Raw genomic sequence first — 25666 nt, 5'->3', positions numbered from 1 at the left:
CATTCAGACAGAAAGAGCGATAATTACACAAATTTCGCCGTCTCATGCAACCTTGCTAAAAAAGGATTGCCTTGAGACCGAACAATCAACCGCTCGAAAAAGACGCCGGACTGGATTGAAAATTTGACTTTGTTTCAGGTTTACACACGCGCTCTGCGCTATCTGACCGTACATAAATGGCGTGTCACGGTCGTCGTCATCGCCAACGTCATTCTTGCAGCGATAACCATTGCCGAACCCGTGCTGTTCGGACGGATCATCGACGCCATCTCTTCCGGCAGCGGTGTCACGTCCATCCTCATTCTGTGGGCGGGCTTTGGCGTCTTCAACACCGTTGCCTATGTCGCCGTTGCCCGCGAGGCCGACCGGCTGGCGCATGGCCGCCGTGCGACGCTACTGACGGAAGCCTTCGGGCGCATCATCTCGATGCCGCTGTCCTGGCACCATCAGCGCGGCACCTCCAATGCGCTGCACACACTGCTGCGCGCCAGCGAAACGCTGTTCGGCCTCTGGCTTGAATTCATGCGCACGCATCTGGCAACCTTCGTGGCGCTCGTGCTGCTTATTCCGACAGCCATGGCCATGGATCTGCGCCTCAGCTTCGTCCTGATCGGCCTCGGTATCGTCTACTGGTTCATCGGCAAGTGGGTGATGGGCCGGACCAAGGACGGCCAGGCTTCGGTCGAGGAGCACTATCACAGCGTTTTTGCCCATGTCAGCGATTCCATCAGCAACGTGTCGGTGCTTCACAGCTACAACCGCATCGAGGCCGAAACGAAAGCGCTGAAATCCTTCACCGAAAAACTGCTGAGCGCGCAATATCCGGTGCTTGACTGGTGGGCTTTCGCCAGTGCGCTGAACCGCACGGCCTCGACGGTTTCGATGATGATCATCCTCGTCATCGGCACCGTGCTGGTGAAAAACGGCGAATTGCGCGTCGGCGACGTCATCGCCTTCATCGGTTTTGCCAATCTTCTCATCGGCAGGCTCGATCAGATGCGCCAATTCGTGACGCAGATTTTCGAGGCGCGCGCCAAGCTCGAGGATTTCTTCGTGCTGGAGGATTCCGTCAAGGAACGGGAAGAGCCGGGTGATGCCCGCGAATTGTCGAACGTCTCCGGCACCGTGGAATTCCGTAACATCAATTTCGGTTTCGCCAACACCAAGCAGGGTGTTCACGACATCTCGTTCACGGCCAAGGCCGGACAGACGATCGCTATCGTCGGACCGACGGGTGCCGGCAAGACGACGCTCATCAACCTGCTGCAGCGTGTCTACGATCCGGATTCCGGCCAGATTCTGATCGATGGAACCGATATTTCGACCGTGACGAAGAACTCGCTTCGCAACTCCATCGCCACCGTTTTCCAGGACGCCGGCCTCTTGAACCGCTCCATCCGCGAAAACATCCGCCTTGGCCGCGAATCGGCCACGGATGCGGAAGTGGTTGAGGCGGCAGCAGCAGCGGCGGCGACGGATTTCATCGACAGCCGTATCAATGGCTACCTGACGCAGGTGGGCGAGCGCGGCAACCGCCTGTCCGGCGGCGAACGCCAGCGCATCGCCATTGCCCGCGCCATCCTGAAGAATGCCCCCATCCTGGTTCTCGACGAGGCAACCAGTGCGCTGGACGTGGAAACGGAAGCGCGCGTTAAAGCCGCCGTGGATGCGCTCAGAATGAACCGCACAACCTTCATCATCGCCCACCGCCTTTCCACGGTGCGTGATGCCGATCAGGTGCTGTTCCTCGATCAGGGCCGGATCATCGAAAAGGGCACTTTCGACGAACTCAGCCAGCGCGGCGGACGCTTCACCTCGCTGCTGCGCACCAGCGGCCTGCTGACGGAAGACGAAGGCCAGCCCCGGCCAAAGGCGATAGCTTCCTAAGGCTTTATAGCGCAAGGAATACAGAAACGGCGGACACAATGTTCCGCCCTTTTTCTTTGTTCGCTTCGTGCGTTCCGCGACGCAACGAGTACGATCTCAAATCGGGCGAATAACCGCCTAAATCTTCGGACCGGTTTCACGCACACTCACACAACATGTATGAAACCCCTGTTGCGAAAGCCGTTAGAAGATTACTGACCCGATTATCGGTGCCGCTGCAGACCCACCTCCGTCATTCCGGCCCTGAGCCGGAATCCAACCAGCCCAAGTCCTTGAGCTGAAAGGATTCTTCCCGTCGCGCAGACGCGCGTCGGCTGGATTCCGGCTCAGGGCCGGAATGACGGAGGTGGGTCTGCAGCGGACAGATTACATAAAAATTCAGGCCCCTGCGTCACCGCAGGAGCCTGGCCTTAAAAGCGAATGGAGAACCTTTCGTCTCAGTCGAACGGGATCACCCGATCACCTGCCGAGAGCGGCTTGCCGTCGACGGATACGGAGACTTCCGCCGCACCGGCCTTGCGGCTGACGACAATGTCCTTTGCCTTCCCGTCGAGCGTGATCTTCACCGAGAAACCGCTCCAGTCCTCCGGCAGCGAAGGCGCAATATGAAGCTTGCCGTTGGTTCGGGTGATGCCGAGAATACCCTCGATCGCAGCCCGATAGAGCCAGCCGGCCGAACCCGTATACCAGCTCCAGCCACCACGACCCGCATAGGCACCCTCACCATAAACATCCGCTGTCACCACATAGGGTTCGACCCGATAGGTTTCAGACGATGCCGCATCAAGGGCATGATTAACCGGGTTGAGCAGCTTGAAGCAGTTCCAGGCCTCCTGGGCGCGGCCCTGTCGTGCAAGGGCAAGCACCACCCAGGTCGCCGCATGGGTATATTGTCCGCCGTTTTCACGTACACCCGGCGGATACCCCTTGATGTAACCCGGATCATGCGGCGCACGCGAGAAGGGCGGCGTGAACAGGCGGATGATGCCCGTCTGCTCATCGACCAGATGCTCCATGACGGCATCCATCGCCTGCCGCGAGCGGCCTTCCTCGCCCTCGCCGGAGAGAACGCTCCAGCTCTGACCGAGTGAATCGATCCGGCACTCCTCGCTTTCGGCGGAACCGAGCGGCGTGCCGTCATCGAAGTAGCCGCGACGGTAATAGCTGCCGTCCCAACCCGCCGTTTCCAGCGCCTTGCGCAGCTTTTCCCGGTGCGACGCCCATCTGCCGACGCGGTCAGTATCACCGCGCTTTTCGGCGATCTCGATGAAATCGCGCAAGGCCCCGGCCAGGAACCAGCCGAGCCAGACACTAGTGCCCTTTCCGCCAACGCCGACGCGGTTCATGCCGTCGTTCCAGTCACCGCCGAGGATCAACGGCAGGCCATTTTCTCCGGTGCGATGGATGGCAAGATCGAGAGCCAGCGCCGCATGTTCGTAAAGGCTTGCGGATCTGTCGCTCGTCTCCGGCTGGAAGAAGGCATCGTGCTGACCCGGCATCAATGCCGGCCCCTTAATGAAGGGGATGCTTTCGTCGAGAATGGCACTATCGCCCGTAGCGGAAACATACTGGTTGATCGCATAAGCGAGCCAGACAACGTCGTCCGAGATGGTCGTGCGCACGCCGGCACCGGTCAAAGGCAGCCACCAATGCTGCACGTCACCTTCTGCAAACTGACGGCCTGCCGCACGCAGAATCTGCTTGCGGGCGAGATCCGGCTGATAAAGCAGGAAGGCGAGCGTATCCTGAAGCTGGTCACGGAAACCGAAGGCACCGCTCGACTGGTAAAAGGCGGTACGCGCCAGGATACGGCATGCCAGTGCCTGATAGGGCAGCCAGCTGTTGACCATATGGTTGAAGCCGGCATCCGGCGTGGAAACCTGCAACTGGCCGGTAAAGCCCGTCCAGAACGCCTTGCTTTCGTCCAGCACCGACTGGAAATCCGCCTGGCGAACGTCCTTCACCAGCGCTTCGGCCTCCTCCGCATTGTCGGCATCGCCGAGAATGAAGGTCATGTGCCGTTCTTCGCCCGGCTTCAGGTGGATTTCCTGCATCAAGGCGGCGCAGGGATCACCATCCACCTCGGTGCTGCCACTGAGTGCGGCACCGGACACGATGCCCTGCGGGGCCTGCGGCGTACCGAAGCGGCCGATGAATTCCCGGCGGCTGGTGGTGAAACCGCTTGCCTCGCTATCGAGCGTGAGGAACGAGGTGCGGGCGCTGTAATCGATGCTGTAGGGATTCGAAGCAAAGATCGCATTGCTGCCCGCATCATGTCTGCTCAGGATGAACGGCGCGGACTTCTGGCCGTTATTGCCGAGTACCCATTCCACATAGGCGTAGACCTTCAGGCGGCGGCTCTTCGAGCCCTTGTTGCGAACGATGACCTGCGAGAACTTGACCGGTTTTTCGCGGTCAACGGTCTGTGTCACCTCAACTTCGAGCGTATCCGCAACGCCTGTCAGCACGGAGTAGCCGAGACCATGGCGGGTTTCGAACATGGCTTCCGGATCGCGCGACAGCGCGGCACAGGGCGTATAGAGCTTCCCTGTTTCCACATCGGCGACATAGAAGGCCTCACCCGGCCGGTTGATGACCGGATCGTTGCTCCAGGGCGTCAGCTGATAGTCGCGCGAATTGCGGCTCCAGCTGAAACCGGCGCCTTCGGCCGAAATATGGAAGCCGAAATTCTCGTTCGAGATGACGTTGATCCACGGGTGCGGTGTGGACTGCCCGCCATGCAGGCGCACGACATATTCCTGGCCGCTTTTGGCGAAACCGCCGAAACCGTTCCAGAAATCGAGATCGCCCGCATCCTCGACCGGTTCCGCAATGGGGAAAGCCGGCACAGGCAGACGCGCTTGCGCGGCGTCGGGGCCACGGTGGGCCGCAAACAGCGATACTGCGCGGTTGATCTGGTCAACGATCTTGCCGTTACGCACGTGCAGAACGACGCGGGAAGCCGCCAGAAGCGCGGTCCAGGTCTCTTCATCCATCAGGTCACGGCGCACCGAGAAGACGTGCGGACGACCGCCATCGGCGGGATTGATGCGGCGCTGCGCCTCGGAAATGTGATCGAGCGCATGCTGCATGTCCTGTGCGTAGGACGCAGCCCGTTCGTTGACGATGACAAGATCGAAGATCACGCCGCGCGAACGAAGATATTCATGCGCGCTCAGCGCTTCGCGGGCGATATCCATATCCATATCGTCGTTGATGCGCAGGCTGAAGATCGGGAAATCGCCCGAAATGGCAAGCGGCCAAAGCGCCCGCTGCGAAGCGAGGCCCGTTTTCAGCGTTTCCGAATCGGCACGCAGATGCATGTCGGGATAGGTCAGATAACGGCCGAGATGCTGGAAGGCTGCCGCCTGCTGAGAGGTCACGCCCACATGGCGCATCTGCACCTGCGTACGCGTCCAGGCATGCACGAGTTCATGCGCAAAAGCGTCCGGATGGCGGTAACGGTCGATCGCCTTGTCGACTTCCTCGCGGCTCGGCGCGGCAATCGTCCAGAAGATCACGCTCACTTTCTTGCCGGCCGGTACGCGCACGGTGCGGCGCAGCGACAGTATGGGATCGAGCGTGAAGCCATCGGTGCTTGACAGCGTGGCACCGGCATCGAAAGCCGCCGCCTCGCCAAGCGACCGGCCACGGCCGATGAACTTGGCGCGATCCGTCTCGAATTCCGTCGGGCGCGACGGGCCGGCATTGTCGGCGGCAAGATGCGCGATGACGGTGCCGGGCTCGTTCGGGCTGCGGCGGTTGCGCCAGGCGCGGATGACATCGCCGCGCCGGCCGATCTCCGTCTGCACGAACATGCGCGAGAACAGCGGATGGGCGTTGTCATCGTCCTCCGACGCAATGACCGGCTCCATATAGGAGGTCACTTCGATGTAGCGATCCTCGGAACCGACATTGAGCAGGGTGACGCGGCGGCCTTCGGCATCATGCTCGGTGGCAACGATGCATTCGACCACGCTCTGCAGATCGCCTGTGGTCTTGTGGAACTCGGCCTTGTCGTCGGTGAAGATCGTCTTGGTCTTTTCACCTTCGATGACGCGCGGCTCGGCCGTCGCACTCCACCACTGTCCGTTGGTGGTGTCGCGCAGGAAGATGAAGGTGCCCCAGCGGTCCTCGGTCGGATCGGCTTTCCAGCGGGAAATCGCCTGGCCGTTCCACTTCGAATAACCCGCACCCGTCGAGGTGAGCATCGTCGAATAGTGGCCATTCGAGAGGAACACCACTTCGCGGTCGCGGACGGCCGGATCGGCAATGGAGCGCACTTCCGCGCGCAGCAGGTCGGCCTGCTCCTTGCCGGGGGTCTCCGGCTCGTATTTGGCGCTCATGACAGGCACTTCGCGCGGTGCCTTTTCCTGAAGCAGGAGTTCGGCGGCCTCGATCACCGGGTCTGAATGGAAGAGTTCGCGCAGCACGCCGTCAAAGGCGACGTTGGCGACGGCCGCAATCGACATGCCATGGTGGTGGGCATAATAATTGTAGACCACCGCGCAGACCTTGCCGTCAGGTACGCGTGTCGGCGTGAAATCCACCGCATCGTGGAAACCGTACTGGCCGAGTGCGCCAAGCTTGCGCAGCTTGTCGAGGTTTTCCAACGCACCGTCAGGATCGTACTGGCTGGCGAGGATCGACGCGTAAGGCGCGATCACCGCATTCTGGCCAAGGCCGCGTTTCAGACCGAGCGTCGGTACGCCGAAGTTGGTGTACTGGTAATTCATATTGTGATCGCGGGCGTTGAACGCCGCTTCGGAAATGCCCCACGGCGTGCCAAGACGGCGACCGTGATTCATCTGTTCCTTGACGATCAGATTGTTGGTCTGGTTGAGAATGCCACCCTGACGCTCCTGCATGACGAGCGGCGGCATCAGATATTCGAACATCGAGCCGGACCAGGAGACCAGCGCGCCCTGCGCGCCGATCGGCACGACCTGACGGCCGAGACGGTACCAGTGCTCGGTCGGCAGATCGCCCTTGGCGATGGCGAAGAGGCTGGTCAGGCGGCATTCGGAGGCGAGAAGGTCGTAGCACGCCTCGTCCAGCTCCTTGCTTTCGACGCGATAGCCGATCGACAGAAGACGGCGATCCTTGCGGTAAAGGAACGTGAAATCCATCGAGAAGGCGAGGTTGCGGCTGCGGTCGCGCAGCGATGCGAGACGCTGGCGCAGCGGCTCCATATTGGTGAGGTCGATGGCGCTGTCGGAAATATGCGCCTCGCAGGATTCCACGAGCAACTGCGCCCAGCGGGTCACTTCCGCGCTCTGCGTGGACTTCACCTCATGGTCGACATTGGTTGCAAGCTTCTGGATGTCGCGTGCCAGCACCGCAAGATTGATGACGCGGATGGATGCGAATTCATGCTCGCGCTTGACGGAGGCCAGAGCATTCGAGAAACCGATGATGCGCTCTTCGAGGCGGCGATGCAGCGGACGCAGGTTCTTGCGGTCGTCGGGCAACGCCTTCAGCGTTTCGCGCAGAATGCCGGCGACATCACCAATGCCGTCCAGATTGCCCTGAAGATGGGCAGAGGGTGCTTCCGCCCAATCGCGGCAGGCGGACGAAACCGCAATCAGGTGGCCGGCGAGATTGCCGCTGTCCACCGCCGAAACATAGCGGGGTCCAAGCGTCTGCAAGGTGTCGGTATGATACCAGTTGTAGAGATGGCCGCGATGTTTCTCCATCTTTTCAACGGTCTGGATCGTATTCTCGATCCGCTCCAGAGTATCGGCAAAGCTGATCCAGCCGAACTGGCGCGCCGAAATGACGGACAGGAGATAGACGCCGATATTGGTGGGCGAGGTACGCGAAGCGACGATCGGCTCCGGCGTTTCCTGGAAGTTGTCAGGCGGCAGGTGATTTTCCTGCGGCGTCACGAAAGCCTCGTAATAACGCCACGTGCGACGTGCGATTTTGCGAAGCTCGAAGGAGACATGTTCCGAAACGAACAGCCGGTCCTCGGTTTCGGCCGACTGGCTGACATACCAGGCAACGGCAGGCGACAGGACCCAGAGCAGCGTGAAGGGAATGCCGATCAGGAAGGCGTTGTCGCCGGGCAGCGCCGCAAACAAAAGGCCAAGCATGGCAACGACGGGCGCATGCCACATCTGACGGAAATAATAGGTGATGCCGCCCTGCGCGCTGGACTGCATGCTGGCGGCGGTACGCCATTCCAGCATCAGCTTGTGGCTGACGAGCAGACGGTAAAGCGAACGGGCAATCGCATCGGTCATCATGCAGGCGGAATCGGCGATGAAGACGATGCGCAACGCGACTTGCGCATTGGTGGCGCGGATTTCCGACCAGATGGTGTGGAAATGCGCCTGCGGTACGATGTCGGTGGAACGCGGCACGAGGCCGGAAAGCAGGGAAAGCGTGGGCGCGACGAACAGCGAGAAGATCAGCAGGATCTGCCAGATCAAGGCGCCGAGCGGATCCATGAAATACCAGCCGAGGATCGACGCGAAGAACCAGGCGATCGGCGTCAGCGAACGACGCAGATTGTCGACCATTTTCCAGCGGCCGATGGCGGTGACGCCACGGGCACGGTCGAGAATATAGGGCAGCAGCTGCCAGTCGCCACGGGCCCAGCGATGTTGGCGCGAGACTTCCACCTCGTAGCGGGTCGGGAAATCCTCGACCAGCTCCACATCGGTCACCAGCGCGCAACGCGCAAACGATCCTTCGAGCAGATCGTGGCTGAGAACGGAGTTTTCCTCGATACGGCCCTTCAGGGCCGCCTCGAATGCATCAACGTCATAAAGGCCCTTGCCGGTGAAAGTGCCCTCGGACGTCAGGTCCTGATAAACGTCGGAAACCGTAAAGACGTAAGGATCGATACCGCGGTTGATCGAGAAGACGCGCTGGAAGACGGATGCATCCTTGCCGGTCGTGAGCGAGGGCGTTACGCGCGGCTGCAACAGGCCGTAACCTTCGACGACACGGCCGGATTGCGGATCGATAACCGGACGGTTGATCGGGTGATGCATCTTGCCGACGAGCTTGGTCACCGCATCGCGCATCAGGCGCGTATCGGCATCCAGAGTCATGACGTATTTGACGTCCGCCGGTACGATGTTCGCGCCGCTGAGGAACGTCGTGTCCTTGTCCCCGCGCAGCAGCATGTTCAACTCATGCAGCTTGCCACGCTTGCGCTCCCAACCCATCCAGCAGCCTTCAGCCGGATTGTAGATGCGGCGGCGGTGCAGCAGGTAAAAACGCGTCTTGCCGTCAAAAGCGTAACGGCTGTTCAGCGCCGCAAGCTCGCGCTTGGCATAGTCGAGAATCTCGAGATCGTCGTCGGACTGTTCGTATTGCGCATCGCGCCAGTCGCTCACCAGCGAGAAATAGATCTCGCCATGCGGATTGGCGAGATAATGCACCTCGATATTCCGCATCATCTCGTCGACGCTGTCGCGGCTGGTCAGCATGCAGGGCACGGCGACCAATGTGCGGGCATCCTGCGGAATACCGTTCTTGAACTCGTATCCGACCAGGCGGAACGGTTTCACGAAGAATGTGACGAGCGTGTTGAAGAGGCCGGTCGCGCCTTCCGAGGCAGGCAGTGCGAACATCAGCAGGAAAGCGGTCACCACATACCACGGCATGCCCGCTTCCGCCAGGAACCAGCCCACCGCCAGCATGACCAGCGCAGTGATCATAAGCACCGGTGCCGCGATCGCGAGCCAGTTGAACTTGCGCATTGAGCGGACGATATGCTGCGACACCAGCGGCCGGTAACCCAGCGCCTTTTCAAGCTCAAACCGGCGCTGGCCGACAAGCACGGAGCCGACATTGACGCGCTGGTTTTCAGCCGCCTCCGCAGGCATATCGGATCGCGCCATTTCAACGGCGGCGCGCGCAACTTCCACTTCGGTCTTGGGGGAACGGCGCGCCAGGAGCTCGATGGTGTTGCGATAGGTGTTGCGGGAACCGAAGTCGAGAACCTCGTAGTCGGTTTCCTCACGCAGGACCTTGTCGATATGGCTGACTTCCTCGAACCATACCGACCATTCCGTATCGTCGATTTCGCGCAGGCTCTTGACGATATTGCCCATCGTCACATTGCCGGAGGCCAGGCGATTATGTTCCGACATCATGACGTTTTCGGCGTCGGTGCCGGCGGCATGCAGGCGCTCTTCGAGCCAGGCCACCGCAAAACCCGATGTCTGCGAGCCGTTTCTCAGGCGATAGAGGAACTGCGTTGCGAAAGTCGGGTCGTCGACCAGCGTATCGACCTGCTTCAGAAGGGCTGCGGAGGCTTCTGCATCGTTGAGACGAATGATCTCGTCAACGACCTCGTTCGCCTTCTGGCGCATGCGGCGCGAGCGCTCCACACGGATGGAGATGCGGCGCAGATTTTCGATGAGGACAAAACGGATGATCGACGGCAGCGCCCACAATTCGCCGATCTGCAGCGTCTTCGAGGTCTGGTAGCCATCCACCAGCGCCGTCATGTTCTCGCGCGAAACCGTGCTGTGGGTATGGGCGACATAAAGCCAGCCGAGCGCCATCACCCGCGGGATCATCACGCCGCCAACCGTCATGGTCGGCAGCTGGCGATAGAATTTGCGCGGGAAATCGCGGCGGACTTCCTGGATCGCCTCTTCGATGACGTAGTGATTGTCGAGCAGCCATTCCGCAGCGGGCGTAATCGTCGCGCCATTTTCCGCGTCGACCGCCGTCGTGCGATAAACCCTGAGGATTTCCTTTTCGTTCTCGCGATGACGCTCGAAGAAATCGAACTCCATGAAGCCTGGAAGGCTGTCGGCACCGTCACGGGAAAGCGCGGCGCCCGCATCATGCAGTTCCTCGACCGTCATATAGGACGCGCGGATCGAATCATTATGATCGATCTGCTTCGTCTCGGAATCACGGGCGGCGGCGGTCGGGGTAATATGAAATGACATCGGGCTCGTATTCTGAACTTTAGGGATACTTGTTCGACTTGACCGTCATTTTCGTCCGTGGCGGGAACACGCACGAAATCGGGCCACGCTATATTTATGACTTATCCTGAACCTTCGGTGAACCGGACTGCCCGCCTTGCGGAGCGGATCGTCAGACGGCGCATATCCGCAGGCGCGATGTCCCGCGGCGCAATCATTCCGAGATGTCTGCAAAGCCGGGGATCGGTCTGAAAAGGAGATTTTGGGCGACAGGAAAACTTTGTCCTGCGGCACGGCAACGCCGTTCCGACCGGATTTCGCTCCCTCCTCGACGGCGAAAATTGTTCGCGCAACGCCCGATAGTCCCCCGTTGACAACCTGAAGGGCAACACAGGGCCAAGAAGACCCGCGCCACATCCGAAAGGAGCTAATGCCCCAGGACGTCAATAGTTCCATGCCACCTGTCGCGGCACGATGCAAGCGCTGAATTTCAGGGCATTTCGGGTGCTGCAACACCCCTTACCTGCAACGCCATATGCTGCTATGTCCTTGCTGAAAGACGCCGGAAAAAAGCGGCGAAAACCGGGACTTCGAAAATGACCAGACAGACCGCAGACATCGCATCCTTCGCAAACCACATGCCGGATGTGGTGGCGATCCGCCACCACCTGCACCGCAATCCGGAAATCGGCCTTTCGGAGTTCAAAACCGCGGACTTCATTGCCGAACAGCTGGTGGAGATGGGCTACGAAGTGACACGCGGGCTTGCCGGAACCGGCATCGTCGCCACGCTGCGCCATGGCGACAGCCCGCGAACGCTCGGCATTCGCGCCGATATCGACGCCCTGCCGATCCATGAGGAGACCGGAGCGGATTATGCGAGCGCCAACGAAGGCGTTATGCATGCCTGCGGCCATGACGGACATACGGCCATGCTTCTCGGCGCAGCGAAGATCATCGCCGAGCGCAAGAATTTCGACGGAACCCTGCATCTGATCTTCCAGCCGGCTGAGGAAAACTTCGGCGGCGCCCGCATCATGATCGAGGACGGGCTGTTCGACCGCTTTCCCTGCGATGCGGTTTTTGCCCTTCATAACGATCCCGGCGTACCCTTCGGGCAATTCGTGCTGCGTGACGGGCCGGTCCTTGCCGCAGTCGATGAATGCAGGATCACCGTCAACGGTTATGGCGGCCACGGCGCGGAACCACAGGACGCGGCCGACCCCATCGTTGCCGGCGCGAGCATCATCATGGCTTTGCAGACCGTGGTGTCCCGCAACATCCATCCGCAACTCTCGGCCGTCGTCACCGTCGGCGCATTCCATGCCGGTGCTGCCAGCAATGTCATTCCCGAAAAGGCGGAGATGTTGCTTACCATCCGCTCCTTCGACGCAGGCGTGCGCGACGAGCTGGAAAAGCGCATCCGGGCGATCGCCGAAGGCCAGGCGGCCAGCTACGGCATGAGCGTCACCATCGACTACGAGCGCGGTTACAACGCGACGGTCAACCACAAGGCGGAAACGGATTATGTCGCCGATCTGGCCCGCCGTTTTGCCGGGGCCGAAAAGGTGGCTGAGATGCAGCGCCCGTCGATGGGCGCCGAAGACTTCGCCTACATGCTGGAAAAGCGGCCCGGCTGCTATTTCTTCCTTGGCACCGCGCGTACCGATAACGATCCGCCGCTGCACCATCCGAAATTCGATTTCAACGACGATATCCTGCCGATCGGAACCGCTTTCTGGGTCGATCTGGCAGAGGACTATCTCAAGGCGCGATAAACATGAAAAGGCCGGTCGGAGGAGCGACCGGCCTTTTATTCTCAAGCTTCCTGATGGGAAAAGTCGGGAGGATCAGGGAACGAGACCGAAGATAACGGCGGCGACAAAAGCCACGCACACGCCGACAAGAGCCGCATGAACAGAATCCCGCCAGTTGCGCGGCGACTGGGGCTGCGAGACAAAGTCTTTTACTTTTCCTGCCTTGGAATAAGACATTGTACACTCCCTTCCTGATCGGCCCTTCGAAGCGGGCACTGCTCATTTCCACTAGAGAATAGCTTTATTCACCACCGTTTCAGTAGAGATAAAATTCCATAAGATCGGTGCATCGGGAAAAATACGGATCGCGACTTGCCCACCGGCAAGCATCATTCTACCCATTGCGCAGGATCAACGCGGCGGATGGCATTTCCGTTCAAAATCATCGCAGGGTCGGACAAGGACAATGACGGATATCGACGCCATCATCATCGGGGCCGGGGTGATAGGACTGGCGACGGGTCGTGAACTGGCAATGCGCGGCCTCTCCGTCATCATCCTCGAAAGCGAAAAGGAATTCGGCTCCGCCACCTCTTCGCGTAACAGCGAAGTCATTCACGCCGGGCTTTATTATCCGGCCGGAACCCTGAAGGCCCGCCTCTGCGTGGAAGGCAAAAAACAGCTCTATGCCTTCTGCCAAAGCCACGGCGTTGCGCACCGCCGCTGCGGCAAGCTCATCGTGGCGGCAGACGAGGCGGAAACGGCCCTGCTGGCCGGACTGAAGGACAAGGGTTACGCCAATGGCTGCAACGACCTCGAACTGATCGACGCGGAACACGCGCTCTCGCTCGAACCCGCACTCACCTGCGCAGCCGCCCTGCACTCGCCCTCGACCGGCATCATCGACAGCCATGGCTATATGCTGGCGCTGCTCGGCGACGCGGAAGACCATGGCGCGGCCCTTGCGCTCAACGCCCCCTTCGAAAGGGCGGAAGCGACCGAAGAGGGTTTCCTTGTTGATGTGGGCGGGAAAGAACCTCTCAGCCTGACATGCGGGCTGCTCGTCAATTCCGCCGGCCTTCTGGCGCCGATGGTGGCCAAAAAGATCGAGGGATTGCCGGAGCATGCGATACCGCAAGCGCGTTTCGCCAAGGGCAGCTATTTTTCGCTGGCCGGTAAGTCACCTTTTTCACGGCTCATCTACCCGGCACCGCACACCCACGGCCTTGGCGTGCATCTGACGCTTGATCTGGCCGGTCAGGCGCGTTTCGGGCCGGATGTGGAGTGGGTGGATACCGTGGATTATGCCGTCGATCCCCGCCGCATGGAGGGTTTCGGCGACGCCATACGCCGCTATTGGTCAGGCCTTCCCGAACATGCACTCACCCCGGCCTATTCCGGCATCCGCCCGAAAATTTCAGGTCCCGACGAACCGGCCATGGACTTCCGCATCGACGGGCCGGAAAAACACGGCCTTGCCGGCCTCGTCAATCTTTTCGGCATTGAAAGCCCCGGCCTGACCGCATCGCTGGCGATCGCCAATGAGGTCGCGGCACGGCTCGGGGCCTGATCTCAGCCAAATCGGGATAGCGCGTCCGCCATGATGCCCGGATCGACATTGCCGCCAGAGGCGACGGCAATTACGGTTTCGCTCTCCAGCTCGTCGCCGTGAAACAGCGCCGCTGCCAGCGCTACCGCGCCACCCGGCTCGACGACGACCTTCAGCCGGTTGAAGGCGAGAACCATAGCCCGCAGCGCTTCCTCCTCGGTCACGGCGATGCCTTTTCCGCAAAGCCCCGCCATGATCGGGAAGGTGATGTTACCGGGTTGCGGCGTGACGATCGCGTCGCAGATCGAACCGGATGTCGTGGCGTTACGCTCGATCCTGCCCGAGGCTAGGGAGCGCGCCACATCGTCGAACCGCTCCGGTTCCGACGTCCTGACCTTGTAGTTCGGCGCTTTCGCTGCAAGTGCCAGGGAAATGCCGGAGGTGAGGCCGCCGCCACCGCAGGGCACCAGAACCTCGGCCGCATCGATGCCCAGCTCCGCGCCCTGTTCGCCAATCTCCAGCCCCACCGTGCCCTGTCCGGCAATGACCAGCGGTTCGTCATAGGGCCTGATCAGCGTCAGCCCACGCTCGCGAGAAATGCGATCTCCGATGGCGTCGCGATCTTCGTTCGCCCGGTCATAGAGCACCACCTCCGCGCCATAGGCCCGGGTATTGTCGATTTTGATCTTCGGCGCATCGGACGGCATGATGATGACGGCGGGAACATTGTGCAGCCGGGCGGCAAGCGCCACGCCTTGCGCATGGTTGCCGGAGGAAAAGGCGATCACGCCTTTGGCCCGCACCGCAGCCGGCAGACCTGATACCGCCGACCAGCCGCCGCGAAATTTGAAGGAACCCGTCCTCTGCAGGCATTCGGCTTTCACGAAAAGTCTCCGCCCGGCAATATCGTCCAGAAAATGCGACGACAGAAGCGGTGTCCGTACCGCATGGTTGCCGATGCGCTCGCGCGCCGCCTCGATCATCGAAATATCTGTCATGCCCTGCCCCTGTAATGCGGATTTGGCAGTACATTAGGAGGTCGCGATCAAATGCGAAACCGTCCGGAAAAGAAAAATCCCCGGTCTTGGCCGGGGATTTCTCGTCATCTTCGTTCAGTGATTGTGCCGGGGCATCTTCTCGGCAATCCGGCGGAAATCCGCGGCCCCTTCCAGAACCGCGCCATCCGAAAGCTGCGTCACCGACTGGCGGTAGATGCGCTGCCAGGGCGTTGCATCCGCAGGAACGGCGGGAATGCCATCGGCCTTGCGGGCTGCAAGCTCCGCCTCCGCCACCAGCACATTGCATTGGCCCTGATTGAAATCGATGCGGATCACATCGCCGGTGCGGAGCCATGCCAGTCCGCCGCCTGCGGCACTTTCCGGTGAGGCGTTGAGAATGGACGGGCTGTCCGCCGTTCCCGATTGCCGGCCATCGCCGATCGTCGGCAGGCTGGTAATGCCCTTTTTCAACAGCGCGTCCGGCGGCTGCATGTTCACGACCTCGGCCGAACCCGGCCAGCCGAGCGGCCCCGCCCCGCGAATGACGAGAATGGTGCGCTCATCGATATCCAGCGCTGGATCGTTGATGCGGGCATGATAGTCTTCCGAACCATCGAACACCACGCATTTGCCCTCGAAAATTCCCTCGCGTCCCGGCTCGCTCAGATAACGCTGGCGGAATTCCGCCGAAATCACGCTCGTCTTCATGATGGCGAAATCGAACAGATTGCCCTTGAGAACGAGGAAACCGGCCCGCTCTTTCAGCGGCTTGTCGTAAGGCAGGATCACGTCGCGGTCAGTCGATTCCCGGCCTTCCAGATTTTCCGCCATGGTCTTGCCAGTCACGGTCGGACAGCCCCCATTGAGCTTACCAGCCTTCAGAAGCTCCCACATGATGGCGGGCGTGCCGCCGGCGCGGTGATATTTCTCACCCAGCCATTTGCCGGCAGGCTGGACATTGGCGATGAGCGGAATGTCGTAACCGTGGACCTGCCAGTCCTCCTCGCGAAGCTCGACGCCCGCATGTTTGGCCATCGCCGCCAGATGAGGCTGGGCATTGGTGGAGCCGCCGATTGCCGAATTGACGCGGATAGCGTTTAAAAACGCCTCGCGCGTCATGATGTCGGAAGGCTTGATGTTTTCGACAACAAGTTCGACGGCGCGGCGGCCGGTGCGATAGGCCATCTGACCGCGTTCGCGGTAAGCGGCAGGGATCGCGCCGCAGCCGGTCAGCGACATGCCGAGCGCTTCCGCCATGGCATTCATGGTCGATGCCGTACCCATGGTATTGCAGTGACCGACGGAAGGCGCGGATTCCAGCGCCGCCTGCAGGAATTCCTCGCGGGTGATTTCGCCCGCACCGTATTTGCGGCGCATGCGCCAGATGACGGTACCGGAGCCGACCAAATCGCCATCATGGTACCCGTCGAGCATCGGCCCGCCGGACAAGACGATGGCCGGAATATCGACAGTACTAGCCGCCATCAGCGCCGAAGGCGTTGTCTTGTCGCAGCCCGTGGTCAAAACGACGCCATCGAGCGGATAGCCGTAAAGCACTTCCACAAGGCTGAGATAGGCGAGATTGCGGTCAAGCGCCGCTGTCGGGCGCTTGCAGTTTTCGAACATCGGATGGGTCGGAAACTCGATGGGGATGCCGCCCGCATCACGGATGCCGTCGCGCACCCGCTTGACCAGTTCCACATGGACGCGGTTGCACGGCGTCAGGTCGCTGCCGCTCTGGGCAATGCCGATGACCGGCTTGCCGGAACGCAGCTCCTCCGGCGTCACGCCATAATTCATGAAACGCTCCAGATAGAGCGCCGTCATGTCGAGATGGTCAGGATTGTCGAACCAGTCTTGGGATCGCAGGCGGCGTGCGGGTGTCTTCTCGTCACTCATGAGATCGCCTCAGCCCTGTTCGCGGTTATTGAGTTTTTCGAGGTAGAGCAGGATGCCGCTATGATCGATATCGGCGCCGCCATCACCCACGAAGTCGTCGAATTCCCGCGTCACCTGCTGGGTCAGAGGCAATGTCAGAGACAGATCCTTCGCCGTTGCCAGCACGCCGTTCAGATCCTTGAGCTGGAACTTGGAAGGGCCACCCGGCACGAAATCGCGCTTCACCATGCGTTCGCCATGCAGCTCCAATATCCGGCTTTCGGCAAAACCGCCGCGAATGGCGTTGCGGAACCCTTCACGCGATGCACCGCCCGCTTCCACCAGCATCATCGCCTCTGCTACCGCGCCGATGGTGATGGCGACGATCTGCTGATTGGCGAGCTTGCAGAGCTGACCCGCACCCGAGGGACCGACATAGGTAAGCCTGCCCATCGGCGCAAATACGTCGGACAGACCGGATACCAGCGCTTCGTCCCCGCCGGCCATGATGGCCAGCGTGCCCGCGGTTGCGCCCGGCACACCGCCGGAGACCGGTGCATCAATATGATGAATGCCGAGAGCCTTCAGCCGAGAGGAGTGGTCGCGCGCAATAGGCGGTGCAATCGAGCTGCTGTCGATTACGACCGCGCCTTTTTCCAGCGCTTCGGCCACTCCGGCCTCGAACAGCACCTCGCCCACGGCTTTGCCATCGCTCAGCATGGTGATGACGATATCGGCACCCTTGGCGGCCTCGGCCGGCGATGCCGCGAGAACCGCGCCATCGGCAACCAGCGCCTCAGCCTTTTCGACGCTGCGGTTCCAGACCGAAACCGAAAAACCGGCACCCAGCAGACGCCTGGCCATCGGCCCGCCCATCAGGCCGGTGCCGATAAAGGCGACCGACCGCTTCTTCTCCTCCCCACTGATACTCATTTCAGCGAACCTCCCAGTTCGTCCTCGATATGAACCTGAATGATCTCCTCGAAGGAGCTTTCGGCCGTAAAGCCAAGTTCGCGGGCACGCTTTGCTTCGAAACCGGGCGCCCAGCCTTCGCACATGCGCATGATCATCTCATTGGGCTCGCGGCGGATGAGGGCAACGGCCTTTTCGCCGGCAACCTTGCGCAGTGCTTCGATCTGTTCGCCAACGGTGGCGCTGAGGCCGGGCATGGACAGGTTGCGGCGCGGACCGACCTTATCCACGTCGATCGTTGCGCCATGGATCAGGAAGCCGACGGCGGAACGCGGCGAGGCGTGCCAGTGGCGAATGCTTTCCGGCACCGGCAGAACCGCTTCCTGGCCGACCAGCGGCTCGCGCAGGATATTGGAGAAGAAGCCGGAAGCGGCCGCATTCGGCTTGCCGGGACGGATGCAGATGGTCGGCAGGCGAATGCCGATACCGTCGAAGAAACCGCGACGGCTGTAGTCGGAGAGCAGCAGTTCGCAGATCGCCTTCTGCGTGCCGTAGCTGGTCAACGGCGTGGTGTGGAATTCATCCGGGATCGGATAGGGAAGCGGCGCACCGAAGACGGCGATCGACGAGGTGAAGACCACGCGCGGCTTGTAACCATCCTTGCCGTTGGCAATGCGGATGGCGTCGAAGAGATAACGCGTGCCATCGAGATTGATGCGGTAGCCCTTGTCGAAATCGAGCTCGGCTTCGCCGGACACGATGGCAGCGAGGTGAAAGATGGCGTCTGGACGGGCCTCAACCAGCTTTTCAGCCTCGCCCGGCGCAGACAGATCCGCCGCGCGCGCATCGACCACTCCCGAAAAACCGGCGGGCGCTTCAGGCTGGAAAACGTCGATAAGTGTGAACTTGTCGATCGGCTTGCCACCAAGCGATCCGTCCTTGACGAGGCGCTGCGTCAGCTTGCGGCCAACCATACCTGCGGCGCCGATGATTGCGATATGCATGTCTTCCTCCTCTTTGTCCCGGTCATTCTCCCGAGACCGAAAAAACATCATCGGCCAGTCGACCGATAAATTAGCTTGTAAGGTTGTCTGATAACCTTATATGATCGGATTGAAAATAGTATTTTTTCACAAACCGGCAAAAGCAAGGGCGAAAGACCCTTGTCCGGGTATTTTAGGGCGGATTGGACGGAGAGGGTGGAATGACGATCGTGAGCGAACACGATATCGAGGAATTGCGGTTCTCGTTGAAAAACAGGCTCGGCGAGGCTGTGCTGCTGACATCGCAGGAAGACATGCTGCGCTATTGCCGCGACTGGCACGGCGACGTCACCAGTTCTGCCGTGGCCGTCATCCGCCCCCGGTCAACCAAGGAAGTCTCCGACACGGTTCGCGCCTGCGCCGAACTCGGCCTCTCGATCATTCCCCAGGGCGGCAATACCGGTCTTGTTCTGGGCGGCATTCCCGATGCGCCGAAGCGGCAGGTCGTGCTGAGCCTCGAGCGCATGAACGCCATCCGCACCATAGACAGCGACGATTTTTCGGCCGTCGTCGAAGCCGGCTGCATTCTGTCGGAATTCAAGGATGCTGTTCAGGACAAGGGAATGTTCTTCCCGTTGTCGCTTGGCGCACAGGGCAGCTGCCGCATTGGCGGCAACGTCTCCACCAATGCCGGCGGCATCAATGTGCTGCGCTACGGCATGACCCGCGAACTGGTGCTGGGTCTCGAAGTGGTATTGCCTGATGGCACCATCTGGAATGGCCTGTCGACGCTGCGCAAGGACAATCGCGGCATCGATCTCAAGCAGCTTTTCATCGGCGCCGAAGGAACGCTCGGCATCATCACTGCCGTTGCCGTCAAGCTTTACCCCAATCCCGAACATGTCGAGACCGCACTGCTCGGCCTCAACTCGCTGGATGACGCCATCAAGCTTTACCGTCGCGCCCGCCGCGAATGCTGTGACCTGATGTCCGCCTTCGAATTCATGCCGCCCGTCGCCTTCACGCTGGCGATCGAGGCCATACCCGATCTCAAAATGCCGATCGCCGGCGATTATCCGGCCTATGTTCTGATGGAAATTTCAGGCTCCGGTCTGGTCGATACCGCGGACCTGATGGGACGCTTCCTCGAGGGCGTCATGGAAGACGGCCTGGTGCTGGACGGCGTCATCGCCTCCTCGCGCGCGCAGGCGCAGTCGCTGTGGCTTTTCCGCGAGGGGATGAACGAAGGCCAGGCGCTGCGCGGTAGCCATATGCGCACCGACATTTCGGTGCCGCTGTCCAAACTCGCGGCTTTCGTGGCCGAGGCGGAAGCGGAACTGGCGGAAAAGCTGCCGGAGTGCCTTGCCGTTTCCTACGGCCATGTCGGAGACGGTAACGTCCACCTCAACGTCCTGCCGCCCAACGGTTCGACGCCGGAGGAGCGCGACGCCTTCATCTACAAGTCGAAGACACTCGTTAACGAGGTCCTCGACCGCTACGTCGGCAGCATCAGCGCCGAGCACGGCATCGGCCGTCTGAAGCGCTCCGATTTCGAAAGCCGGCTATCTGATGTGCAGCGCCGGATGATCACGGGGCTGAAAAACGCCTTCGACCCCGACTTGCGGATGAATCCCGGTTGCCAGATCAGCCTGCAACCGGATAGCTAATCGAAGAATGGCAGAGGCGGCCGGGTACGCCGCCTTTGAAAACCCCGCTGGCGGCGAAGGAGGAAGTCGCTGCCGCGGGAGAAAACGAACCAATCGTTTCTGTGGAACGGGAGCAACCATGACGCTGGAGTTCAATCAGATACATCGCAACGACCATCTTCCCGGCCGGATCGCCGCGGAGATCGCCCGCGAGATCAATGATTCGAAACTCGGGCCGGGCGACAGGCTGCCGACGGAACATGTTCTGGCGAAAACCTTCGGCGTCAGCCGCTCGGTCATTCGCGAGGCGATCGCGCAACTGCGTAACGAGGGCTTTGTCGAAACGCGCCAAGGCGTGGGCGCATTCGTCACCGATCCCCGGCAGAGACTGTCCATCCGCATCGAGCGGTCCCGCCTGAACGACCCGGAAAATTTCCGCGATCTTTTCCAGCTTCGCATGCCGCTGGAAATCGAGGCCGCGGGCTTGGCCGCACTTCACCGCAGCCCACAGCAATTGGCGCGCCTGGCGGCAGCGCTCGAAAAGATGAAAACCGCCGACGACTGGTCGACGGAAGGCGTTGCGGCCGATCTCGACTTCCACCGCATTTTGGCGGAAGCGACTGAGAACGAATATTTCCTGATGTTCCTCGGCTTTATTGCGGAACGCATCAGCTCCGCCATCAACATCGCCTTCTCGCGCGCTGTTTTCGGAGAAATTCTCGAGGTGACGATCGCTGAACATGTGGCCATCTACGAGGCCGTCGAAAGCGCCGATGCGACTGCGGCAAAGAACGCCATGCGCAAGCACCTGATCGGCGCGGCAAGCCGGGTTAACCTCGAACTGGATATTTTCTAGAGGGTGGAATAAAGGACCGAACCGCAAAGCTATAGGACAGGTTTCACGGCTTTCCGGTAATCCAGAGGCGAAAGACGATAATTTTGTCCGCGAGACCGCTAGACTCGTCAGAAAAGTCATACTAAGAAGAATGGGATTAGGTTGTCAGACATCCAGACAATAAGACCGCAGGAGGCGGATTGTCCGGAGGCTGAAGGGGAGGACTACATGACCGGCACAAGGTCCATCGACGCTACCGCAATTTTGCCTGAAGATTTCCAGAACGCGCTGCTCGTCGGCCGCGTCTGGTCGAAAAGCGAAGGCGGTCCCTGCCCGGTCCTGCTCAAGGACGGCGTCCTTTACGACCTCACCTCTATCTCGCCCACCATGTCGGAACTTCTGGAAAAGACGGATCTGGTGGAGCGGCTCGCCGACACCGGCACTTTCGTCGCCCTCGGCTCGCTTGAAGCCTTTCTGGACGGCTCCGCCGGCGAACTTCTTGCCCCCAATGACATTCAGGCCGTCAAGGCCGCAGGCGTCACCTTCGCCGACAGCATGCTGGAACGCGTGATCGAAGAACAGGCCAAGGGTGACCCGCTTCGCGCGCAGGAAATCCGCGGAAGACTGGCACCGGTTCTCGGCGACAATCTGAAGGGACTTGAGGCCGGCTCCGAAAAGGCCGCCGAAGTGAAGAAACTGCTCCAGGAAATGGGCCTCTGGTCGCAATATCTGGAAGTGGGCATTGGCCCGGATGCGGAAATATTCTCCAAGGCACAGGCGATGGCCTCCGTCGGCTGCGGCGCGCTGATCGGCGTTCACCCGAAATCGCAGTGGAACAACCCGGAACCGGAAGTGGTGCTGGCCATCGCTTCCGACGGCCGCATCGTCGGCGCGACGCTTGGCAACGACGTCAATCTTCGCGATTTCGAAGGCCGTTCCGCCCTGCTTCTCAGCAAGGCGAAGGACAACAACGCTTCCTGCGCCATCGGTCCTTTCATCCGCCTGTTCGATGGCAACTTCACCATCGAAGACGTGAAGAAGTCGCAGATATCGCTTCTGGTCGAAGGCGAAGACGGTTTCACCATGACGGGCGTCAGCCCGATGCAGGCGATCAGCCGCACGCCGGAAAACCTTGCATCCCAACTTTTGAACCGCAACCATCAATATCCTGACGGTGCTGTCTTTTTCCTTGGCACGATGTTCGCGCCGGTGAAGGATCGCCATGGACCGGGTCTCGGTTTCACTCACTCCAAGGGTGACCGTGTCGAAATCTCCACGCCCAAGCTTGGCAAGCTGATCAATTGGGTCACGACGACCGACGAATGCCCGGAATGGACATTCGGCACGACGGCCCTGATGCGCAATCTGGCGAAACGAGGGCTACTCTAGATATTTCTTCGGGAGGGGAAAATGCAAAAGACCATCAATCTCTTTTACCGGATTCTCGAAATCATTCTCGTCCTGCTGCTCGCCGGCATGTCGATCATGGTCTTCGTCAACGTCGTCATGCGTTATACGATGAACTCCGGCATCAACATCTCGGAAGAACTGTCGCGATATTTCTTCGTATGGCTGACCTTCATCGGCGCCGTGCTGACCTTCCGCGAAAACAGCCACATGGGCATTGAAACGCTCGTGATGTTCCTGTCGCGCCGCGCCCGTATCGTCTGCATGATTGCGTCGAACATCATCATTCTGGCCTGTTCCGCCATCTTCTTCTGGGGAACGTGGAAGCAGTCCGCCATCAATGCCAGCATGCATGCGCCCGTCACCAAGCTTTCGATGATCTGGGTCTATGGCATTGGCATGTTCACCGGCGGCCTGATGTTCATCATCGCACTGGAACGCCTGTACCGCTATGTGACCGGTCGCGTGACAGAGGACGAGATCGCCCAGTTCGCGGGCGAGAACCTCACGATCGAACAGCTTTCGGAGCGCTGATACCATGACACTTTTCGTTTTTGTCGGCTCTCTTCTGGGAGCCATGGCGATTGGCGTTCCCGTCGCTTTCTCGCTGATGTTCTGTGGCGTCGTGCTCATGTGGTACATGGGCATGTTCAACACCGCGATCATCGCCCAGAACATGATCTCGGGTGCCGACACCTTCACGCTGCTTGCCATTCCCTTCTTCATTCTGGCTGGCGAACTGATGAATTCCGGCGGTCTTTCCCGCCGCATCATCGACTTTGCGATCGCGCTCGTCGGCCATATCCGTGGCGGCCTCGGCATCGTGGCGATCGTCGCGGCCATCATCATGGCCAGCATCTCCGGTTCTGCGGCAGCCGATACCGCAGCCCTTGCCGCAATCCTGATCCCGATGATGGCGAAGGCCGGTTACAACATTCCGCGCTCCGGTGGCCTCATCGCCGCAGGCGGCATCATCGCTCCGGTCATTCCGCCGTCCATGGCCTTCATCGTCTTCGGTGTTGCCGCCAACGTGTCAATCACCCAGCTTTTCCTCGCCGGCATCGTTCCTGGTATTCTGATGGGCACATCGCTCATCATCGCCTGGCTGATCGTGGTGCGTAAGGACAACGTAAAGCCCCTGCCCAAGACTTCGGGCAAGGAACGTCTGCTCGTGACTGCTCGTGCCGGCTGGGCGCTCGGCATGCCTGTCATCATTCTCGGCGGCATCAAGGCGGGCATCATGACGCCGACGGAAGCTGCCGTCGTCGCGGCTGCCTACGCGCTTTTCGTCGGCATGGTGATCTACCGCGAACTGAAACCGGCAGATCTGTTCCACGTGCTTCTACGCGCCGCCAAGAGCACGTCCATCATCATGTTCCTGGTTTGCGCGGCGCTCGTCTCCGCATGGCTCATCACGGCAGCGAACATTCCGAACGAAGTCGCGGGTTATATCGAGCCGCTGATCGACCGCCCGATGCTTCTCATGGCCGCCATGATGGTACTGGTCTTCATTGTCGGAACCGCACTCGACCTGACGCCGACCATCCTGATCCTGACGCCTGTTCTGATGCCGATCGTCAAACAGGCGGGCATCGACCCGGTCTATTTCGGTGTCCTCTTCATCATCAACAACGCCATCGGCCTGATTACCCCTCCGGTTGGCGTCGTTCTGAACGTTGTCAGCGGCGTCGGCCGCATCCCGCTCGGCAAGGTTACGGTCGGCGTCTGGCCGTTCCTCGTTGCCGAAACCATCGTCCTGGCGCTGCTCGTGATTTTCCCGGACATCGTTCTCGTACCGCTGCAATATCTCCGCTAATCCGCAACCGCTTCTCGAACACAATCCAAGGGAGGATATTATGAGAAAGCTTCTTCTGACCACCACGGCCATCGCTTTCGCCGTTGGCGCCGCAGCGCCGGCAATGGCCGAATTCAACAGCCGCAACATCCGCGTTTCGAACGGCATCAACCAGGACCACCCGGTCGGCAACGGCATCAAGGCCATGCAGGCCTGCCTCGACGACAAGTCGGGCGGCAAGCTGAAGCTGACGGCATTCTGGGGTGGCGCTCTCGGCGGTGACCTTCAGGCAACGCAGGCCCTGCGTTCCGGCGTTCAGGAAGCCGTCGTGACGTCCTCTTCGCCCCTCGTCGGCCTCATCCCGTCGCTTGGCGTGTTCGACCTGCCGTTCCTCTTCGCCAATGACAAGGAAGCCGATGCCGTTATGGACGGCGCCTTCGGCGACATGATGAACAAGAAGCTGGAAGAGCAGGGCCTCGTAAACCTTGCTTACTGGGAAAACGGTTTCCGCAACCTCTCGAACTCCAAGCATGCCGTTACGAAGTGGGAAGACTTCTCCGGCCTCAAGGTTCGCGTGATGCAGAACAACATCTTCCTCGACACCTTCCAGAACCTCGGCGCCAATGCGACGCCAATGGCTTTCGGCGAAGTTTTCTCGGCGCTTGAAACCAACGCGATCGACGCGCAGGAAAACCCCTATGTGACGATCGACACCTCCAAGTTCTACGAGGTGCAGAAGTACATCACCGAGACGAACCACGCCTACACGCCGTTCCTTTTCCTCTTCTCCAAGCCGATCTTCGACAGCTACACGCCCGAAGAACAGACCGCCCTGCGTGAATGCGCAGTCGTCGGCCGCGACGAAGAGCGCAAGGTCATCCGCGATCTGAACCAGAAGTCGCTGGAAAAGATCAAGGCTGCCGGTCTTGAGGTGAACTCGCTGTCTCCGGAAGAGCAGGCCCGTATCCGCGAGAAGTCGATGGTCGTCTACGAAAAGCACAAGGCTGAAATCGGCGCTGATGTCGTTGACGCCGTTCTGGCCGACCTCAAGAAGATCCGCGGCCAGTAAGCCCATCTGACTGGAATGAAAAACACCCGGAGGTTCCGCCTCCGGGTGTT

At 60.4% G+C, this 25666-nt stretch carries 15 protein-coding genes; 9 read left to right on the top strand and 6 right to left on the bottom strand.

Going from position 1 to position 25666, the window contains the following annotated elements:
- The first annotated feature begins 123 nt into the window (after positions 1–123).
- Positions 124–1887 (top strand): glucan ABC transporter ATP-binding protein/ permease, encoded by a 1764-nt coding sequence (locus G3A56_RS12135; RefSeq protein WP_082183174.1) that lies wholly within the window; start codon positions 124–126, stop codon positions 1885–1887.
- 437 nt (positions 1888–2324) lie between these two features.
- Here G3A56_RS12135 and G3A56_RS12130 read toward each other — a convergent pair whose 3' ends face one another.
- The gene (locus G3A56_RS12130) at positions 2325–10808 is read right to left on the bottom strand and encodes a glycoside hydrolase family 94 protein (RefSeq protein ID WP_082183176.1); all 8484 of its coding nucleotides are present in this window, start codon (positions 10806–10808) and stop codon (positions 2325–2327) included.
- Positions 10809–11383: 575 nt separating this feature from the next.
- Here G3A56_RS12130 and G3A56_RS12125 point away from each other — a divergent pair.
- On the top strand, positions 11384–12565 hold the full coding sequence (locus tag G3A56_RS12125; RefSeq protein ID WP_164056397.1) for a M20 aminoacylase family protein: 1182 nt from the start codon (positions 11384–11386) through the stop codon (positions 12563–12565).
- A gap of 72 nt (positions 12566–12637) precedes the next feature.
- On the opposite strand, the gene G3A56_RS28430 is transcribed toward G3A56_RS12125, so the two are convergent.
- Complete coding sequence (locus G3A56_RS28430; protein WP_003492573.1) at positions 12638–12781, bottom strand: hypothetical protein; 144 nt, start codon at positions 12779–12781, stop codon at positions 12638–12640.
- 229 nt (positions 12782–13010) lie between these two features.
- Between G3A56_RS28430 and G3A56_RS12120 the strand changes: the two genes are divergently transcribed.
- A complete protein-coding gene (locus G3A56_RS12120; RefSeq protein WP_082183179.1) occupies positions 13011–14114 on the top strand; it encodes an NAD(P)/FAD-dependent oxidoreductase in 1104 nt (367 codons plus the stop codon).
- 2 nt (positions 14115–14116) lie between these two features.
- Here the strand turns inward: G3A56_RS12120 and G3A56_RS12115 are convergent, their stop codons facing one another.
- From G3A56_RS12115 to denD, 4 genes are all read right to left on the bottom strand, one after another.
- A complete protein-coding gene (locus tag G3A56_RS12115; protein ID WP_082183182.1) occupies positions 14117–15091 on the bottom strand; it encodes a threonine ammonia-lyase in 975 nt (324 codons plus the stop codon).
- Between the two features lie 114 nt (positions 15092–15205).
- Complete coding sequence (locus G3A56_RS12110; RefSeq protein ID WP_082183184.1) at positions 15206–16990, bottom strand: IlvD/Edd family dehydratase; 1785 nt, start codon at positions 16988–16990, stop codon at positions 15206–15208.
- Positions 16991–16999: 9 nt separating this feature from the next.
- Positions 17000–17902: an NAD(P)-dependent oxidoreductase gene (locus tag G3A56_RS12105; protein ID WP_082183187.1), complete on the bottom strand. Its 903-nt coding sequence runs from the start codon at positions 17900–17902 to the stop codon at positions 17000–17002.
- Positions 17899–18885, bottom strand: a complete 987-nt coding sequence (gene denD, locus G3A56_RS12100) for a D-erythronate dehydrogenase (RefSeq protein ID WP_082183189.1) — start codon at positions 18883–18885, stop codon at positions 17899–17901. Before denD ends, G3A56_RS12105 begins: the two co-directional genes overlap by 4 nt.
- 200 nt (positions 18886–19085) lie before the next feature.
- Between denD and G3A56_RS12095 the strand changes: the two genes are divergently transcribed.
- The 6 genes from G3A56_RS12095 (at position 19086) to G3A56_RS12070 (ending at position 25616) form a co-directional block, all read left to right on the top strand.
- On the top strand, positions 19086–20531 hold the full coding sequence (locus G3A56_RS12095) for an FAD-binding oxidoreductase (protein ID WP_082183191.1): 1446 nt from the start codon (positions 19086–19088) through the stop codon (positions 20529–20531).
- Between the two features lie 118 nt (positions 20532–20649).
- Positions 20650–21366 carry a FadR/GntR family transcriptional regulator gene (locus G3A56_RS12090; RefSeq protein WP_082183194.1) on the top strand — a complete coding sequence of 239 codons (717 nt, stop codon included), beginning with the start codon at positions 20650–20652 and terminating at the stop codon, positions 21364–21366.
- 207 nt (positions 21367–21573) lie between these two features.
- Entirely contained in the window at positions 21574–22734 is a 1161-nt protein-coding gene (locus G3A56_RS12085) for a fumarylacetoacetate hydrolase family protein (RefSeq protein WP_082183195.1), read from the top strand.
- A 21-nt stretch (positions 22735–22755) separates the two neighbouring features.
- Positions 22756–23286 (top strand): TRAP transporter small permease, encoded by a 531-nt coding sequence (locus G3A56_RS12080; RefSeq protein WP_003492593.1) that lies wholly within the window; start codon positions 22756–22758, stop codon positions 23284–23286.
- Between the two features lie 4 nt (positions 23287–23290).
- On the top strand, positions 23291–24568 hold the full coding sequence (locus G3A56_RS12075; protein WP_003492595.1) for a TRAP transporter large permease: 1278 nt from the start codon (positions 23291–23293) through the stop codon (positions 24566–24568).
- A 40-nt stretch (positions 24569–24608) separates the two neighbouring features.
- Complete coding sequence (locus G3A56_RS12070) at positions 24609–25616, top strand: TRAP transporter substrate-binding protein (protein WP_003492596.1); 1008 nt, start codon at positions 24609–24611, stop codon at positions 25614–25616.
- Positions 25617–25666: the final 50 nt, after the last annotated feature.

Origin of the sequence: Rhizobium oryzihabitans (assembly GCF_010669145.1) — a bacterium.
GTDB classification, from domain to species: Bacteria; Pseudomonadota; Alphaproteobacteria; order Rhizobiales; family Rhizobiaceae; genus Agrobacterium; species Agrobacterium oryzihabitans.
Note: the sequence above shows the minus strand (reverse complement) of the source record. Positions and strands in the feature narration are given on the sequence as shown.

Excerpts from the sequence above, each read along its gene's own strand:
- G3A56_RS12130 (WP_082183176.1), bottom strand. The coding sequence starts at position 10,808 with ATGTCATTTCATATTACCCCGACCGCCGCCGCCCGTGATTCCGAGACG.
- G3A56_RS12125 (WP_164056397.1), top strand. The coding sequence starts at position 11,384 with ATGACCAGACAGACCGCAGACATCGCATCCTTCGCAAACCACATGCCG.
- G3A56_RS28430 (WP_003492573.1), bottom strand. The coding sequence starts at position 12,781 with ATGTCTTATTCCAAGGCAGGAAAAGTAAAAGACTTTGTCTCGCAGCCC.
- G3A56_RS12120 (WP_082183179.1), top strand. The coding sequence starts at position 13,011 with ATGACGGATATCGACGCCATCATCATCGGGGCCGGGGTGATAGGACTG.
- G3A56_RS12115 (WP_082183182.1), bottom strand. The coding sequence starts at position 15,091 with ATGACAGATATTTCGATGATCGAGGCGGCGCGCGAGCGCATCGGCAAC.
- G3A56_RS12110 (WP_082183184.1), bottom strand. The coding sequence starts at position 16,990 with ATGAGTGACGAGAAGACACCCGCACGCCGCCTGCGATCCCAAGACTGG.
- G3A56_RS12105 (WP_082183187.1), bottom strand. The coding sequence starts at position 17,902 with ATGAGTATCAGTGGGGAGGAGAAGAAGCGGTCGGTCGCCTTTATCGGC.
- denD (WP_082183189.1), bottom strand. The coding sequence starts at position 18,885 with ATGCATATCGCAATCATCGGCGCCGCAGGTATGGTTGGCCGCAAGCTG.
- G3A56_RS12095 (WP_082183191.1), top strand. The coding sequence starts at position 19,086 with ATGACGATCGTGAGCGAACACGATATCGAGGAATTGCGGTTCTCGTTG.
- G3A56_RS12090 (WP_082183194.1), top strand. The coding sequence starts at position 20,650 with ATGACGCTGGAGTTCAATCAGATACATCGCAACGACCATCTTCCCGGC.
- G3A56_RS12085 (WP_082183195.1), top strand. The coding sequence starts at position 21,574 with ATGACCGGCACAAGGTCCATCGACGCTACCGCAATTTTGCCTGAAGAT.
- G3A56_RS12080 (WP_003492593.1), top strand. The coding sequence starts at position 22,756 with ATGCAAAAGACCATCAATCTCTTTTACCGGATTCTCGAAATCATTCTC.
- G3A56_RS12075 (WP_003492595.1), top strand. The coding sequence starts at position 23,291 with ATGACACTTTTCGTTTTTGTCGGCTCTCTTCTGGGAGCCATGGCGATT.
- G3A56_RS12070 (WP_003492596.1), top strand. The coding sequence starts at position 24,609 with ATGAGAAAGCTTCTTCTGACCACCACGGCCATCGCTTTCGCCGTTGGC.